Source organism: Allobosea sp. (genome assembly GCF_017308015.1).
In the GTDB taxonomy this organism is placed as follows: domain Bacteria; phylum Pseudomonadota; class Alphaproteobacteria; order Rhizobiales; family Beijerinckiaceae; genus Allobosea.
Window position 1 is genome coordinate 64725 of sequence record NZ_JAFKFW010000024.1, and the last position, 16714, is coordinate 81438.

Below are 16714 nucleotides of genomic sequence, written 5' to 3' on the forward strand. Positions count from 1 at the left end.
TCTCCGGCGGCTCAAGCCGCCCTATCCATCGGGCCCGTCGGAATCGGCCGGGGGAGCTGGCAGGGCTGCCATCTCCGGAGGGGCCGATCCACGCTCGCCACCACGCCAATCACATCAGAGCTTTCGAGCCGGCCCGCGCATCGCGGCGGCCGAATCAGTCCCACTCTAATCATCGGTGGAGTCCGTCAGGAAGTGCTTAATGGCAGGTAAATCGTTCGATTCTCCGAACATGCCCAAAGTCGACGGAAGAATATCAAGCCCTAGAGGCTACGAGAGAAGACAGCACAATCTGTAGTGCTTTCAGAGGTGATTCCCGGAAGGCACAGCCATGAAAAAAGGCCCGGCGCATGCCGGGCCTCGTGATCGTCAGCGCTTTGGCGCCCTGTCAGTAGCGATAATGCTCGGGCTTGAACGGGCCGGCCTGCGGCACGCCGATATACTTCGCCTGGGCATCGTTGAGCTTGGTGAGCTTGGCGCCGACCTTGGCGAGGTGGAGCGCAGCGACCTTCTCGTCGAGGTGTTTCGGCAGGGTATAGACGTTGTTCTCGTAGTTCGCGTGGTGGTTCCAGAGTTCGATCTGGGCCAGCGTCTGGTTCGAGAACGAGCAGGACATCACGAAGGACGGGTGGCCCGTGGCGTTGCCGAGGTTCACCAGGCGGCCTTCAGAGAGCAGGATGATGCGCTTGCCGTCGGGGAACTCGATCTCGTCGACCTGCGGCTTGACGTTGTCCCACTTGAAGTTCTTCAGGCCGGCGACCTGAATCTCCGAGTCGAAATGGCCGATATTGCAGACGATGGCGCGGTGTTTCATCGCGCGCATGTGGTCGACGGTGATGACGTCGAGATTGCCGGTGGCCGTGCAGAAGATGTCGCCGCGCGGGGCAGCGTCTTCCATGGTCACGACCTCATAGCCTTCCATCGCCGCCTGCAGGGCGCAGATCGGGTCGATCTCGGTGACGAGCACGCGGCAGCCGGCCTGGCGCAGCGAGGCGGCCGAGCCCTTGCCGACGTCGCCATAGCCGGCGACGACCGCGACCTTGCCCGACATCATGACGTCGGTGCCGCGGCGGATGGCGTCGACCAGCGACTCACGGCAGCCATAGAGGTTGTCGAATTTCGACTTGGTGACGCTGTCGTTGACGTTGATCGCCGGGAACGGCAGGCGGCTGGCCTTGGCCAGTTCGTAGAGGCGATGCACGCCGGTGGTGGTCTCCTCGGAGACGCCCTTGATCGCGGCGCGGGTCTTGGTGAACCAGCCCGGATTGGCCTTGAGCTGGCGCTTGATCAGCGCGAAGAAGATCGTCTCTTCCTCATTGCCCGGCTTGTCGAGGAACTCGGCCTTTCCGGCCTCGGCCTCGGCGCCGAGGATGATCAGCATGGTCAGGTCGCCGCCGTCGTCGAGGATCATGTTCGGCGTGCCGCCGTCGCCCCAGGTCGCGGTCTTCAGCACGTACTCCCAATACTCCTCCAGCGTCTCGCCCTTGATGGCGAAGACGGGGGTGCCGGTCGCGGCGATCGCGGCCGCGGCATGGTCCTGGGTCGAGAAGATGTTGCAGGACGACCAGCGCACGTCGGCGCCGAGGTCCTTCAGCGTCTCGATCAGCACCGCGGTCTGGATGGTCATGTGCAGGCAGCCGGCAATGCGGGCGCCCTTGAGCGGGGCCTTGCCCTTGTTCTCGGCGCGGACCGCCATCAGGCCCGGCATCTCGTCCTGGGCCATGTTGATTTCCTTGCGGCCGTAATCCGCAAGCGAGATGTCCTTGACGATGTAATCCGACACGGGTGGCTCCAATCGCTCAGCCTGAATGTGGCGCGCTCTCTAGCAGCGCGCGGAGCGAAACGCAATCAAAGATATAAAGATGTCTTTATATGCGCCCCAGAACCGTCAACACGGCCCGGTCTTGCGCCCAATCCCAGGGCTTTCCATTCCAGCCAAGTCCACGGCTTTCGGAAGCGACCTGGAGGCGTCCAGAATCTCAATTCCCGGCAACGGTCCTTCGGCATCGAAATCCAACACGATGCCGGGCCGCACTTCGACGCTTTCTGAGACGGCGCTGGAACCGAAATAGAGATAGAAGGCATCGGCTTCTGGATCGTACGTGCTCTTCATTCCCCCTCGCCGAACTTGTCGGCGATCAGGGCTGCGAGCGCATCTAGCGCCGGTTTTGCCTCGGCGCCCGTGGCAACGATGGTGATCATCGAGCCGATCCCGGCGCCGAGCGTGAGCACGCCCATGATCGAGGTGGCACCGACCGTCTCGCCGCAGCGGCTCACGGTGATGTCGGCCTCGTAGCGGGCGGCACATTGCACGAACTTCGCCGTGGCGCGGGCGTGCAGCCCTTTCTTGTTGACGATCTGGAACTCGCCGTAGAGAGCGCCGGCAGGAATCTCGACTTCGGGGCAGTCGCAGTCTTCGTCCATCCGCCCCTCTCGGCGCCGCTACTTGCCGGCCAGCACGCGGCTGGCAACCGTGATGTATTTCCGCCCCGCATCCTGCGCGCTGGTGACGGCTTCGTCGAGGGTCTTTTCCTCGCGCACGCTGGCGAGCTTGATCAGCATCGGCAGATTCACGCCCGCCACGACGTCAATGCGGCCGGGCTCCATTACCGAGATCGCCAGGTTCGAGGGCGTACCGCCGAACATGTCGGTGAGAATGATGACGCCGCGATCGGTCTCGACCTGCTCGACGGCCGCTATGATATCGCGGCGACGGCTCTCCATGTCGTCATCGGGTGCGATGGCGATGGTGGCGAGGTTCTTTTGAGGGCCGACGACGTGTTCGAGCGCAGCGCGGAACTCCGTCGCCAAATGCCCATGCGTCACGAGGACCAGTCCGATCATTCAATCCAGCACCGGAGAGCGCCACAAGCGCTCGGACAAGGTCGCGGTTTATGCGTCAGGAGCGCGGCATGCGCAAGCCGTCGACCGTCAAACTTGTCGAAATGGTGGTTAGCGCTCGCCCTCTGTGAATAAGTCCAAGGCGTTCAACGCAAGCCTTTCGTCACCGGCGCGGCCCGTCATGCGCAAGCGCGGGAGGTCGATGCCGGCAAGACTGTCGACGAGATCCTCGGGTTCGGGCATGCGCGCCGGCGCCTCGGCCGAGAGATCGACGATGAGCCGGACCACAACCGCACCGGTATGAGGTTCCGGCGTCAACCCCAGGCCGCGTCGCTCGATGATGCCTTCCAGGGGCGCAACCGGCCGTGCCACCAGCCGCCCCCCCTTTGCCGCGAGCTCCACCCGATCGTCGGCGACGAGCCGTGCGAAGCGATTGCCTTGCGCGGCCAGCGCGATCAGCGCGAGCGCGAGCGTCGACTTGCCACTGCCCGAGGCGCCTCGGATCAGAACCCCGGCTTCACCGATGGCGATGGCGGTCGCGTGAATGCGGGTTCGTTCGCGTGCAGGCATCGCAGCCATACCGGCATCAGGCCGCATGGGCATAGGCCGCCGGCAGGCAGACGATGAAGCGGGCACCGAGGCGCTGCGCCTCGCCGTCCGGACCGATCGGCCCCAACCGGTTCTCGGCCCGGATCGAGCCGCGATGCGCCTCGACGATCTGGCGCGAGATCGAGAGGCCGAGGCCGGAATTCTGGCCGAAGCCCTCGTTCGGCCGGTCAGTGTAGAAGCGCTCGAAAATTCGCTCCAAAGCGTGCGGCTCGATACCGGGCCCCTCGTCCTCGATGGTGACGAGGACGTCGTTGGCGACGCGCGAGAGCATGGCTTTCACCGGCTTGTCGGGCGGCGAGAAGGAGCGGGCATTGTCGATCAGATTGACCAAAACCTGGCCGATCCGGGAATCGTGGCCGAGCACGAGGAAGGCATCGTCACCCAGACGCTGACTGCGGCGGTCGCTGCCCAGTTCGATCTTCGGCTGGCCCTCGCGCCGCGTCTCGTTCTGGATCGTGACGACGGCGCCGAGCACCTGTGCGACATCGACCGGCGCGGAATCGTTGCGGGCGAGTTCGGCATCGAGCCGCGAGGCGTCGGAGATATCCGAGATCAGGCGGTCGAGCCGGCGGACATCATGCTGGATCACCGCCATGAGCCGGCCGCGGGCATCGTCCGTCTTGGCGCGCGGCAGGGTCTCGACGGCGCTGCGCAGCGAGGTCAGCGGGTTCTTCAGTTCATGGGCGACGTCTGCCGCGAAGCTCTCGATCGCCTCGATACGGCTGTAGAGCGCCTTGGTCATGTCGCGCAGCGTGCCGGACAAATGGCCGATCTCGTCATGCCGGCTGCTGAAATCCGGGATCTGCTCGCGCGACTTGACGCCGCGCCGCACGCGCTGGGCAGCATCGGCGAGCTTGCGGATCGGCTCGGCGATGGTTCCGGCGAGCAAAATCGAGAGCACGATCATCACGCCGGCTGCGACGGCGAAGACCTGAAAGATCGCGAAGCGCTCGGCGGCGATCACCGCGTCGATGTCTCCCCCTTGCGTGGAGAGCAGGAGCGCCCCCTTCACCGTGCGGAAGCGCTGCACGGGAACCGCGACGGAAACGATGGTCTGGCCGCGGGTGTTGACGCGCACGACGCTTGCCGGCGTTCCGTTCAGCGCGCGAGCGACTTCCGGATAGGATTTGCCGTTGGCATTCTCGAAATCGTCATAGGCCGGAACATCGGCCTTACCGAGCCGGTTGCGGAGCATATTCCAGGTACGCTCCAGCAGCGGCGGCTCGTCGGGCTCGCCGACGCGGGGCAGGTCCAGGCGCAGCACGTCGCCGCGCGAATAGAGGCTGCGCGAGTCGATGGTGAGCATCCCGTCCTTGTCGTAGACCCGCGCGCGGGTCTTGGTCGGCGTCACCAGGCGGCGCAGCAGCGGAGCGACCTTCTCGGGATTGATCGAGAAATCGAGCGGGTCCTCGGCAATGCCGGCGCTCTCGCCGGCCTGGAGCTGCAGCAGCTTGTCAGGGTCGATGGTAATCGTGTCGATCTCGACCGTTGCGGAGGAGGCGATCGCCCCGGCGATGATCTCGCCCTGGGTCAGAAGGCTCTGGACGCGCGCCTCGATCAGCCCTTCGCGGAACTGGTTGAGATAGAGGAAACCGATCAGCAGCGCGACGAGCCCGCCGAGATTGAGGACGAGAATCCGCCGCGTCAGGCTCGAGGCGGCGCGCAGCGAGATCGCACGCGCCATACGCTTCCACCCGATGCCGATGCGGCGACGCAGCACGGCGCGCCAGCCGGCGGGCGGCGCGGGCGTTCTGGCCTCGTTGTCGATGGTTGCCATGGCTGCGGCTTGCTTCCCGCTCGGAATCACGGCTGCAGCGAATCCGCCGCGCGCCAGCCTTCCTCATATCGGATTTCTTGGCCTCAGACTTCCTTGAAGCGATAGCCCACGCCGTAGAGCGTCTCGATCATGTCGAACTCGGCATCGACCTGATTGAACTTCTTGCGCAGGCGCTTGATGTGGCTGTCGATTGTGCGGTCGTCGACATAGACCTCGTCATCATAGGCGGCGTCCATCAGGGCGTTGCGGCTCTTCACCACGCCCGGGCGCTGCGCCAGCGACTGCAGGATCAGGAACTCGGTGACGGTCAGCGTCACCGGCTCGCCGCGCCAGGTGCAGGTATGGCGCTCGGGGTCCATGCGCAGCAGGCCGCGCTCCAGCGCCTTGGCATCCTCTGCACGGGGAGGGGCAGTCGTATCCTTGGCACCAGCGCGGCGCAGGATCGCCTTGACGCGCTCGACCAGCAGCCGCTGCGAGAACGGCTTCCGGATGAAGTCGTCGGCACCCATCTTCAGGCCGAAAAGCTCGTCGATCTCCTCGTCCTTGGAGGTGAGGAAGATCACGGGCAAGTCCGATTTCTGGCGCAGCCGCCGCAGCAGCTCCATGCCGTCCATGCGCGGCATCTTGATGTCGAAGATCGCGAGGTCCGGCGGGTTCTGCTTCAGACCGTCGAGGGCCGAAGCACCGTCCGTATAGGTCATGATGCGATAGCCCTCGGCCTCGAGGGCGATCGAAACCGATGTCAGGATGTTGCGGTCGTCGTCGACCAGCGCAATCGTTGGCATAAGGCTTTCGTCTCTTGTTCTCGTTGCAATACGGGGTTCCCCTCCCGCGCGAGAGGGGCCAAAGCATGGCGGCAATCTAGCCGGGGCGTGGCGATTTGCCTATGTCCCCGTATCACAAGCCGGAAATCGCAGGGAGGTTCCATGGTCAAGGCCGCCAAAGACGTGATCCAGCCGATGGACGAGGCGGTCCGCCTGGAGGCCCGGAGCCTGCTGCGTGAGGCGCGCTCCGCCGCGCTCGCCACGCTCGGCCCTGACGGCCACCCTTCCGCGAGCCTCGTCGGACTCGCCACCGACATCGGCGGCACGCCGGTGATCCTGATCTCGGGGCTGGCCGGCCACACCGCCAATATCGCCAGCGATCCGCGCGCCTCGCTCCTGATTTCACCGGGCGGCAAGGGCGACCCGCTCGCCCATGCACGGATCACGCTGAAGGTCCACGCCCGCGCGATCGAACGCGAGAGCGACGAGGGCGCTCGCATCCGTCGGCGCTATCTCGCGCGCCAGCCGAAATCGGCGCTCTATGCCGATTTTCCGGATTTCAGCTTCTTCGCCCTCGATATCGAGGGCGCGAGCCTCAATGGCGGCTTCGCGCGCGCCTTCGCGCCGACGCCTGCGGATCTGATGAGCGATCCCGCCCATGCTGCCGCACTTGCAGACGTGGAAGCCGGCGCCGTCGCTCATCTGAACGAGGACCATGCCGAGGCGATCGTTCTCTACGCGACGCGGCTGCTCGGAGCGAAGGCCGGCGACTGGCGCGCCGTCGGGCTCGACCCGGACGGGCTCGACATGGCGCTCGGCAGTGCAACGCTGCGCCTGCCGTTCCCAGCCTCCGTAGATGGCCCCGGCGGCCTCAGGCGCGTTCTGGCGGAACTTGCCACGAAAGCGCGCGCCCAGGCGGCGTGACGCCCCGAAAATCGCCTTGGAAACAGAACGGTCGCGGGAACGCGCGGCCATTTACCACAGGTTGAAATTCAATCGATTTAGAAAAGCCCGCCACGAGGTCGGGCCTTTTCAATGACTTGAGCGAAGGGCCGCGTCGCCTTAAAGACCTTGGTGGCCTCAAGGCCTCACCTTCGACGCCCGGGCCCTGCCACCGGCCCGTGCGCATTCGTGAAGACAACGGTTCGCCAGAGCATGGCGGCCACCGGAGGAATTCAGTGGACAATATCGGTCAGTTCAACGCCGCCCAAGGCGCCGAGGGCTTCGGCTTCCGCAAGCTGAAGGCCGTGCACTGGAATCTGGAAGCGCCACAGCTCTATGAGGAGTCGCTGCACCGGGGCGAATCCCGGCTCGCCCGCGGCGGCGCACTCTGCGCCGATACCGGCAGCCATACCGGCCGTTCGCCCAAGGACAAGTTCACGGTGCGCGATGCGCTGACCGAGAACACGGTCTGGTGGGAGAACAATCAGGCGATGAGCCCTGAGCATTTCGAGACGCTGCTCGGCGACTTCCTGAAGCATGCCGAGGGCAGGGAACTGTTCGCGCAGGACCTCTATGGCGGCGCCGATCCCGTCCACCGCGTCAAGGCCCGCGTCTTCACCGAGATGGCCTGGCACTCGCTCTTCATCCGCAACCTGCTGATCCGCCCGCCGCGCGACGAGATCGACGCCTATGTGCCGGAGATGACGATCGTCGATCTGCCGAGCTTCAAGGCCGATCCGAAGCGCCATGGCTGCCGCAGCGAGACCGTCGTCGCGATCGACTTCACCCGCAAGATCGTGCTGATCGGCGGCTCGGCCTATGCCGGCGAGATGAAGAAATCGGTCTTCACCTATCTGAACTACGTCCTGCCGACCAAGGGCGTCGTGCCGATGCACTGCTCGGCCAATGTCGGTTCCAAGGACGATTCCGCGATTTTCTTCGGCCTGTCCGGCACCGGCAAGACCACGCTTTCGGCCGATCCCGAGCGCACCCTGATCGGCGACGACGAGCATGGCTGGTCGAAGGACGGCATCTTCAATTTCGAGGGCGGCTGCTACGCCAAGACCATCCGCCTCTCGGCCGAGGCCGAGCCGATGATCCACGCGGCCTCGCTGCGCTTCGGCACGGTTCTCGAGAACATCGTCATGGACCCGCTGACGCGCGAGGTCGATTTCGACGACCAGAGCAAGACCGAGAACACCCGCTCGGCCTATCCGCTCGACTTCATCCCGAACGCCTCGCGCACCGGCCGCGCCGGCATCCCGAAGAACATCGTGATGCTGACCGCCGATGCCTTCGGCGTGATGCCACCGATCGCCAAGCTGACCCCGGCCGAGGCGATGTACCACTTCCTCTCCGGCTACACCGCCAAGGTCGCCGGCACCGAGCGCGGGCTGACCGGCGTCGAGCCCGAATTCTCGACCTGCTTCGGCTCGCCCTTCCTGCCGCGGCACCCTTCGGAATACGCCAACCTGCTGCGCGACTTCATCGCCAAGCACCATGTCGATTGCTGGCTGGTGAACACCGGCTGGACCGGCGGCAAATACGGCACCGGTCGGCGCATGCCGATCCGCGTCACCCGCCGCCTGCTCTCGTCCGCGCTGGACGGCTCGCTCAACCGCGCCGATTTCCGCCGCGACCCCTATTTTGGCTTTGCGGTGCCGAGCTCGGTGCCCGGCGTCGAACCGCATATCCTCTATCCCGTGAAGACCTGGGCCGATAAGGCCGCTTTCGCCGAGACCGCGAAGAATCTCGTCGGCATGTTCGCCAAGAACTTCGCCAAGTTCGAGGACCATGTCGACGACGCCGTGAAGGCGGCCGCCCCGACGAATTCGCTCGCGGCCTGAGACCAAGCCGTTCGGATCGTGCTACGAGAGGCGGCCATGAGCCGCCTCTTTTTTATCGTGCTGAAGCTTGTCCTGACCCTCGTCATTCTCGGCGCCGCCATCTGGGGCGCGGGCTTCCTGCTGTTTCGCCTGTCCGGCGTGATCGCCGTCATCGGCGCGGCCGGCTTCGGCATCGCGGCACTGGCCGGGCTCGTCGGCATCTGGACCGGCGACGCGCGCCTGTCGCTTGGCTTCGCAACCGTCTTTATCGGCCTGCTCGGTTGGTGGAGCAGCTTCCAGCCTTCGCATGACCGCGACTGGATTCCCGAGCTCGCGAAGCTGCCGAGCATCGCGCGCGAGGGCGAAGCGCTGACCGTCACCAACCTGCGCGATTTCCGCTGGCGCACGGAGGAGGATTACGACCAGCGCTGGGAGACGCGGCGCTACAATCTCGCGGCGATCACCGGCGCCGACGTCTTCCTGACCTACTGGTCGGGCGAGGCGATCGCACATCTGCTCGTCAGCTTCACCTTCTCCGACTCGGTCCCGCTGACCTTTTCAATCGAGGTCCGGCGCGAGAAGGGCGAGGAGTGGTCGGCTCTGGCCGGCTTCTTCCGCAGCTACGAGATGGCCTATGTCGCCGCCGACGAGCGCGACATCGTCGGCTTGCGCACCCATGCGCGGCGCGAAGACGCCCGGCTTTTCCGCCTCAGCGCCTCGGCCACACAGGCCCGCGATCTGCTCGTCGCCTATATCGCCGACATCAACGACCTCGCCGCGAAGCCGCGCTGGTACAATACGCTGACGACCAATTGCACGACGGTGGTCTACCACCTCGTCTCCAGCGTCGCGCCGGGCTGGAAGTTCTCGCTGCCGCTCGATCCGCGCGTGCTGCTCTCGGGCTATCTGCCGGGATATCTCCAGCAGATCGGCGCGATCCGGCAGGATATCCCGCTGGAAGAGCTCGTCCGGGCCGCCCGCATCGGCGACCACGCGCGCACGCTCTCGCTGGATGATCCCCGGTTCTCGGCGAAGATCCGGGAGGGCGTGCCGACCGGGCGGCCCTGACACCCCGCTTTACCGGAAGAACAGCAAGGTCTGCAGCACGAAGAGCGGGATCAGGATCGCGCCGGACCAGAGCATGTAACCGAAGAAGCTCGGCATCTTCACCTTCCGGTCCTTGGCGATGGCGTAGACCATGAAGTTCGGAGCGTTGCCGATATAGCTGTTCGCGCCCATGAACACCGCGCCGGCCGAGATCGCCGCCAAAGTCAGGGCGCCAGTCGTCATCAACGCCCCGGGATCGCCGCCCGCGAGCTCGAAGAAGACGAGATAGGTCGGCGCGTTGTCGAGGAAGGAGGAAAGCAGGCCGGTCAGCCAGAAATAGGCGGTGGTGTTGGCGCTGCCATCCGCATGGGTGACAAGCCCGACCAGCGGCGCGAAAGCGCCGCCCTTGCCAGCCTGCAGCATCGCCAGAACCGGGATGATGCAGATGAAGATGCCCGCGAAGAGCTTGGCAACCTCCTTGATCGGGCCCCAGGAGAATTCGTTGCCGGCACGGACCGGACGGGGCGTGAGCTTCAGCGAGAGGCCGGCAAGAACGAGCAGGACCACGTCGCGCAGCAGGTTCTGACCCTCGACGGGAACGCCGTGGAGGGAAAAGGCGACGCCCGGCTTCCAGTTCGCCGACATCAGGATCGCGGCGATGACGCCGGCGAGCAGCAGGATGTTGATCTTGCCCCAGAGCTTGATGGCGCGGTCCGGTGTCGGGTCCTTGAGTTTCGGCGCGCCCTCCTCCTTGCGGAAGAAGTGGCTGTCGAGCGCGTAGAACAGCGCCAGCAGCGCCACGACCGCGAAAGCCGTCTCCGGCAGCAGATGCGTCGTGGTCCAGAAGAAGTCGACGCCGCGCAGGAAGCCGAGGAAGAGCGGGGGGTCTCCGAGCGGGGTCAGCGAACCGCCGATATTCGAGACCAGAAAGATGAAGAAGACGACGACATGGACGTTGAAGCGCCTGTCGTCATTCGCGCGCAGGACCGGCCGGATCATGATGATCGAGGCGCCGGTCGTGCCGACGAAGCTCGCCAGCACCGTCCCGATCGCCAGCAGCACCGTATTGGTCGCCGGCGTGCCGCGCAGGTTGCCCGAAATCAGGATGCCGCCCGCGATGGTGAAGAGCGCGAAGAGCAGGATGATGAAGGGGATATAGTCGAGCAGCGCCGTATGCAGCAGCGCGCCCAGCGCCGGATCGATGCCGCGCAGCAGGACGAGCGGCACCAGCGTCAACGCGGCCCAGAAGGCCGCGAACTTGCCGTAATGGTGTTCCCAGAGATGCGGGAACAGCACCGGCCCGAGCGCGATCGACAGCAGCATGCCGGCGAAGGGCAGGGCCCAGCCGGCACCCATGCTCGTTCCGCCGATATCGCCCGCCGCCCAGGCGGTGCCGGGCAGCGCCACGAGCGCGAGCGATGCCATTCCCATCAGCCTGCCGGCGTGGCTCCCCATGACTGCGCCTGCCCTATGGCTTGGGCGGCACGCCGATGACCGGCGGCGCGTTGAGGTCGAAGCCGCCGGGCAAGCCCGTGCCGCCGAGGCCAGGAATCTGGATCGAGTCGAACTGCTTGTCGATCGCCTTCTGGTCGAGCTGCACGGCGGATGCCTTGTAGTGCATCACCATGCCGGGGAAGATCACCACGAGCGCGACCATGATGCACTGGATCACCACGAAGGGCACCGCGCCCCAGTAGATCTGACCGGTGGTGACCGGCTCCATCATCCGGCCGGTGACGCGATCCTTGTAGGGGTTCTTCGGCGCGACGGAGCGCAGGAAGAACAGCGCGAAGCCGAAGGGCGGATGCATGAACGAGGTCTGCATGTTCACGCCGAGAATGACGCCGAACCAGATCAGGTCGATTCCCAGCTTCTCCGCGGCCGGTCCGAGCAGCGGCACGACGATGAAGGCCAGCTCGAAGAAGTCGAGGAAGAAGGCGAGCAGGAAGACCATCACGTTGACGACGATCAGGAAGCCCGTCGCGCCGCCGGGCAGCCCGACCAGAAGATGCTCGACCCAGAGATGGCCGTTGACGCCGTAGAAGGTCAGCGAGAAGACACGCGCGCCGACCAGGATGAAGAGCACGAAGGCCGAGAGCTTGGCCGTCGATTCCGTCGCCTGCTTGAGCAGTTCGAAGGTCATGCGCTTCTTGCCGTAGGCGAGCAGGATCGCGCCGGCGGCGCCCATCGCACCACCTTCCGTCGGCGTGGCGACGCCGATGAAGATCGTGCCGAGCACCAGGAAGATCAGCGCCAGCGGCGGCACCATCACGAAGATCACCTGCTCGGTCATCCGCGAGAGCAGGCCGAGACCGAACAGCTTGTTGATCAGCGCGATGACGAAGGCGATCGCCACCATCAGCGACATCGTCAGCACCACGAAATCTGCACCCGCCGTCAGCTTGGTGAAGAGCTTCATATAGCCATAGGCCAGCACCAGCGAGATCAGCGCGACGACCAGCAGCGAGAAGCGCCGCGTCTGGCCGTCGGCATCGCGCAGGGTCTGCGCCTCCGGCGGCAGACCTGGAGCACGGGCCGGCCAGATGATCGTGACGAGGAAGACGTAGCCGGCATACATCGCCGAGAGCACGAGGCCCGGGATGAACGCGCCCTCGTACATGTCGCCGACCGAGCGGCCGAGCTGGTCGGCGAGCACGATCAGGACGAGCGAGGGCGGGATGATCTGGGCAAGCGTGCCCGAGGCCGCGATGACGCCGGAGGCAAGGCGCCGGTCATAGCCGTAGCGCAGCATGATCGGCAGCGAGATCAGGCCCATCGAGATGACGGAGGCCGCGACGACGCCGGTGGTCGCGGCGAGCAGCGCCCCGACGAAGATCACCGCATAGGCGAGGCCGCCGCGGATCGGCCCGAAAAGCTGACCGATGGTGTCGAGCAGGTCCTCGGCCATGCCGGAACGCTCGAGGATGAGGCCCATGAAGGTGAAGAACGGCACCGCCAGCAGCACATCGTTGTTCATCGTGCCGTAGATGCGTTCCGGCAGGGCCTGCAGGAAGTTCTCCTGGAACAGGCCGAGCTCGATGCCGATCAGCGCGAAGAGCAGGCCGTTGGCGGCGAGCGCGAAGGCGACGGGATAGCCGAGCAGCAGGAAGACGACGAGCGCCGCGAACATCACCGGCGCCATGTTGACGCGCAGGAAGTCCCCGACACCGCCGCCCGCCGCGAAGGCGTCGCCGGTATGGAGGCCGAAGAAGGCGAGAACGGTCAGCGCGAGCAGCAGGCCGGCGACGCGCGGGAGGCGATGAGCGTGCATGGGACGGTTCCGGACGTCTTGCGGGCCGCTCACGAGGCGAGGCCCTGTTCCTTGGCCTGGTCGAGCAGGCGCTGGGCTTCGGCCTCAGCCGCCGCGGCATGGCCGAGCGCGGCCTCGTCATCCTCGAGATCGCCGCGCATGATCGCGATCTGCTTGATGATCTCGGAAACGCCCTGGAAGGTCAGCATCACGAAGCCGATCACGACGAGGCCCTTGGCCGGCCATTGCGGCAGGCCGCCGGCAGAAAGCGACTGCTCGTTGATGGCATAGGAGCGCATGAAGAACGGCCAGGAATGGTAGGTAATCAGCAGGCAGAACGGCATCAGGAAGAGCACATGGCCGATGAGTTCGATCCATTGCCGCGCGCGCTTCGGCAGCATGCTGTTCACGATGTCGATGCGGATGTGCTCCTTCACCTGCATCGTCCATGACGCGCACATCAGAAAGACCGCGCCGAACAGCATCCATTGCAGCTCGAGCCAGGCGTTCGACGAGACGTTGAAGATCTTGCGGATGATGGCGTTGACCGCCGCCACAAGCACCGCGACGAGGATCAGCCAGGCGATCTTCTTACCGATCTGGCCGTTGACCGCATCGATAACGCGGCTGATGGCGAGGAGACCCTTCACATGCCCGCTCCCGAGAGGGCGCAATTCTGCGCCGTTTTCGCCCCTTTGTCGGCAGGATCGGTATAGGAGGGATGCGCGCCACGCAAGACGGTGCGGGTCTTATCCATTGGACGAAAGGCGGAGCGCGGCTGCCTCCTTTTGCGGCACCCGATGGCGGTAACGCTCCTTCACCTGCCAATGCGGCGAATGATCGTTATGCTCGCATTCATCTTCGGAGAACATTATTCTCCGACCCGCTTCCAACCCTCGATTCGAGGCGCCGATGTGCCGCTTCCTCGCCTATTCCGGCGTTCCCGTCTTTCTCGAGGATTTCGTCGCCTCGCCCTGCCATTCGCTGATCCACCAGTCGCTCCATGCCGAGGAAGCCAAGACCGGCACCAATGGCGACGGCTTCGGTGTCGGCTGGTATGGCGAGCGGCCCGAGCCCGGCCAGTATCGCGAGGTGCGGCCGGCCTGGTCGGATGAAAACCTGCTCTCGATCGCCAGACAGGTGCGCTCGCATCTGTTCTTCGCCCATGTCCGCGCCGCGACCGGCACCGCGACGACGCGGGCGAACTGCCACCCGTTCGTCCATGGCCGCTATCTCTTCATGCATAACGGCCAGATCGGTGGCTACGGCACGATCCGCCGGCGGCTGGAGGCGCTGATCCCGGATTCGCTCTACGGCGCTCGCGCCGGCACGACCGATTCGGAGGCGCTGTTCCTGCTCACCCTTTCCCATCTGGCAGAAGGCATGGCGCCGGGACAGGCGCTCGCCACCGCCCTGTCGGATGCCCTCTCGCTGATGGAGCGGGCCGGCATCCGCGAACCGCTGCGCTGCGCGGCCGCGCTCGCCGACGGCGACAGCATCCACGCGGTCCGCTGGTCATCCGACGCCAAGCCACCGAGCCTCTATGTCTGCGAACGGCCGGACAGTGTCGTCGTCGCGTCCGAGCCGGTCGATGCCGCGCGCGAATGCTGGCAGGCCCTGCCCCGCAACACGCTGGCCACGGTGCAGGGCGGCGCCGTGACGTTCTCTCCCTTCGAGATCGCCCTGAAGCAGGCAGCCTGAACCGATATGCGGCCGGCTCTTCTCAAGCCACGGCCGGCGGGACAGCCATGCGCCACGCGCCCTGACGCGCTTCCTGTTGCCTTCCTACGTCGGAAGCCTAGCGTTGCGATCCCGTGAAGCTGCTTCCACGAAAGGCACCGGCGATGAAGAAGGGTTCCGATCTTCTGGTCGAGGCGCTGGAGAACGAGGGCGTCGATCGCGTCTTCGGCGTTCCCGGCGAGGAAAATCTCGACGTCGTCGAATCCCTGCGCAAATCCAAGATCGAACTGGTTCTGACCCGGCACGAGCAGGCCGCGGCCTTCATGGCCGCGACGCATGGCAGACTCACCGGCCAGCCCGGCGTCTGCATCGCGACGCTCGGTCCGGGTGCGCTGAATTTCTCGACCGGCGCCGCCTACGCCCATCTCGGCGCGATGCCGATGATCCTGCTCACCGGGCAGAAGCCGATCATGAGCGCCAAGCAGGCACGCTTCCAGATCGTCGACGTCATCGCATCGATGCGCCCGCTGACCAAGATGACGCGCCAGATCGTCAGCCCCGGCAGCATCCCCTCCGTGGTGCGCGACGCCTTCCGCGTCGCGATGGAGGAGCGGCCCGGTCCGGTCCATCTCGAACTGCCCGAGGATGTGGCGGCCGAGGAGGGCGAGGATATCCCGCTGATCCCGGTCCATCCGCTCGACCGACCGGTTGCGCCCGCAGTCCCGCTCGACCGCGCCGCCGCGATGATCCTCGCCGCAAAACGCCCTCTGGTGATGATCGGTGCCGCCGGCAACCGGCCTCGGCTGGTCGAGCCACTCTCGGCGGCGGTGCGCCGCGTCGGCCTGCCCTTCTTCAACACGCAGATGGGCAAGGGCGCCGTCACCGGTGGCTCGAACCTCTATCTCGGCACCGCCGCGCTCTCCGAGGGCGACTATGTCCATGAGGCGGTCGCCGCCGCAGACCTGATCATCGCGGTCGGCCACGACACGATCGAGAAACCGCCTTTCCTGATGCGCAATGCCGGCGGGCCGAAGGTGATCCATCTCGGCTTCCAGTCGGCCAATGTCGAGCAGGTCTATCACCCGGATGCGGAGGTGATCGGCGATATCGGCGTCACGATGACGGGGCTGGCCGACCGGCTGGAGGGCAAGCTGCCCGAGCAGAAGCAGACGCTGGAACTGCGCCAGAAGATCCTGACGAAGATCAATGCCCGCGCCGAGGAGGACCGCTTCCCGGTGACGCCGCAGCGGCTCGTCCATGACGTGCGCGCGGTGATGCCGGAGGACGGCATGGTCTGCCTCGACAACGGCATGTACAAGATCTGGTTTGCGCGGAACTACCGCACCCATGTCGCCAACACGCTCTTGCTCGACAATGCGCTGGCGACGATGGGCGCAGGGCTCCCCTCGGCGATGATGGCGGCGATGCTGCATCCGAAGCGGCGCGTCATGGCCGTCTGCGGCGATGGCGGCTTCATGATGAACTCGCAGGAGATGGAGACGGCGGTCCGGCTCGGGCTCAACCTCGTCGTTCTCGTCCTCAATGACGGCGCCTACGGCATGATCCGCTGGAAGCAGGCCGTCGACCAGTTCCCGGATTACGGCATGACCTTCGGCAATCCCGATTTCGTCGCCTATGCCAAGGCCTATGGCGCCAAGGGCTCGCGCGTGACCTCGGCCGAGGCGCTGGTGCCAACGCTGGAAGCCGCCTTCAAAGGCGGCGGCGTCCATCTCGTCGACTGCCCGATCGACTATTCCGAGAATACCCGCGTCCTCGTCGAGGAACTCCGGAACAAGGTGCCGGACGTCGATCTGGCTTAAGCCATGCCTCATCGCTCTCCGCGGGTCATCCCGGGCGACCGCAGGGAGACCCGGGATCCATGCCTGAACCTGCATCGGCAGCGCTCCTGCATGGATCCCGGATCTTCGCTTCGCTACGTCCGCTATGACCCGCGCCATTCCGAGGAAAAAGACCCATGCTC

The 16714-nt window shown here is 65.6% G+C and carries 15 protein-coding genes; 5 read left to right on the forward strand and 10 right to left on the reverse strand.

The annotated features are described in order from the left end of the window. Window positions 1-385: 385 nt before the first annotated feature. The 7 genes from ahcY to J0I42_RS18685 form a co-directional block, all read right to left on the reverse strand. Complete coding sequence (gene ahcY, locus J0I42_RS18655) at window positions 386-1792, reverse strand: adenosylhomocysteinase (protein WP_465247697.1); 1407 nt, start codon at window positions 1790-1792, stop codon at window positions 386-388. A gap of 93 nt (window positions 1793-1885) precedes the next feature. Then, the gene (locus J0I42_RS18660) at window positions 1886-2110 is read right to left on the reverse strand and encodes a DUF2283 domain-containing protein (RefSeq protein ID WP_291656971.1); all 225 of its coding nucleotides are present in this window, start codon (window positions 2108-2110) and stop codon (window positions 1886-1888) included. Then, window positions 2107-2421, reverse strand: a complete 315-nt coding sequence (locus J0I42_RS18665) for an HPr family phosphocarrier protein (protein ID WP_291656973.1) — start codon at window positions 2419-2421, stop codon at window positions 2107-2109. The genes J0I42_RS18660 and J0I42_RS18665 overlap by 4 nt, the downstream gene beginning before the upstream one ends. 18 nt (window positions 2422-2439) lie before the next feature. After that, window positions 2440-2841 carry a PTS sugar transporter subunit IIA gene (locus tag J0I42_RS18670; RefSeq protein WP_061971766.1) on the reverse strand — a complete coding sequence of 134 codons (402 nt, stop codon included), beginning with the start codon at window positions 2839-2841 and terminating at the stop codon, window positions 2440-2442. 108 nt (window positions 2842-2949) lie between these two features. After that, window positions 2950-3435, reverse strand: a complete 486-nt coding sequence (locus tag J0I42_RS18675) for an HPr kinase/phosphorylase (RefSeq protein WP_291656975.1) — start codon at window positions 3433-3435, stop codon at window positions 2950-2952. Beyond that, window positions 3425-5224 (reverse strand): stimulus-sensing domain-containing protein, encoded by a 1800-nt coding sequence (locus tag J0I42_RS18680; protein WP_465247698.1) that lies wholly within the window; start codon window positions 5222-5224, stop codon window positions 3425-3427. The genes J0I42_RS18675 and J0I42_RS18680 overlap by 11 nt, the downstream gene beginning before the upstream one ends. An 83-nt stretch (window positions 5225-5307) precedes the next feature. Continuing rightward, complete coding sequence (locus J0I42_RS18685; protein WP_291656977.1) at window positions 5308-6009, reverse strand: response regulator transcription factor; 702 nt, start codon at window positions 6007-6009, stop codon at window positions 5308-5310. 141 nt (window positions 6010-6150) lie between these two features. Here J0I42_RS18685 and J0I42_RS18690 point away from each other — a divergent pair, with 141 nt between their 5' ends. The 3 genes from J0I42_RS18690 (at window position 6151) to J0I42_RS18700 (ending at window position 9824) form a co-directional block, all read left to right on the forward strand. Next, window positions 6151-6912, forward strand: a complete 762-nt coding sequence (locus tag J0I42_RS18690; protein WP_291656979.1) for a HugZ family pyridoxamine 5'-phosphate oxidase — start codon at window positions 6151-6153, stop codon at window positions 6910-6912. Between the two features lie 254 nt (window positions 6913-7166). Next, window positions 7167-8777: a phosphoenolpyruvate carboxykinase gene (locus J0I42_RS18695; protein ID WP_291656981.1), complete on the forward strand. Its 1611-nt coding sequence runs from the start codon at window positions 7167-7169 to the stop codon at window positions 8775-8777. 36 nt (window positions 8778-8813) lie between these two features. Then, complete coding sequence (locus tag J0I42_RS18700; protein WP_291656983.1) at window positions 8814-9824, forward strand: Lnb N-terminal periplasmic domain-containing protein; 1011 nt, start codon at window positions 8814-8816, stop codon at window positions 9822-9824. A gap of 9 nt (window positions 9825-9833) precedes the next feature. On the opposite strand, the gene J0I42_RS18705 is transcribed toward J0I42_RS18700, so the two are convergent. The 3 genes from J0I42_RS18705 to J0I42_RS18715 all read right to left on the reverse strand — a co-directional run bounded on the left by J0I42_RS18705 (window position 9834) and on the right by J0I42_RS18715 (window position 13703). Continuing rightward, complete coding sequence (locus J0I42_RS18705) at window positions 9834-11228, reverse strand: sodium:proton antiporter (protein ID WP_291656984.1); 1395 nt, start codon at window positions 11226-11228, stop codon at window positions 9834-9836. 43 nt (window positions 11229-11271) lie between these two features. Then, on the reverse strand, window positions 11272-12945 hold the full coding sequence (locus J0I42_RS18710) for a TRAP transporter large permease (RefSeq protein ID WP_291656992.1): 1674 nt from the start codon (window positions 12943-12945) through the stop codon (window positions 11272-11274). Between the two features lie 158 nt (window positions 12946-13103). Further along, window positions 13104-13703: a TRAP transporter small permease subunit gene (locus J0I42_RS18715; RefSeq protein ID WP_291656985.1), complete on the reverse strand. Its 600-nt coding sequence runs from the start codon at window positions 13701-13703 to the stop codon at window positions 13104-13106. Between the two features lie 262 nt (window positions 13704-13965). Here J0I42_RS18715 and J0I42_RS18720 point away from each other — a divergent pair, with 262 nt between their 5' ends. Then, the gene (locus tag J0I42_RS18720; protein WP_291656986.1) at window positions 13966-14754 is read left to right on the forward strand and encodes a class II glutamine amidotransferase; all 789 of its coding nucleotides are present in this window, start codon (window positions 13966-13968) and stop codon (window positions 14752-14754) included. A gap of 143 nt (window positions 14755-14897) precedes the next feature. After that, on the forward strand, window positions 14898-16553 hold the full coding sequence (locus tag J0I42_RS18725) for an acetolactate synthase large subunit (RefSeq protein ID WP_291656987.1): 1656 nt from the start codon (window positions 14898-14900) through the stop codon (window positions 16551-16553). Window positions 16554-16714: the final 161 nt, after the last annotated feature.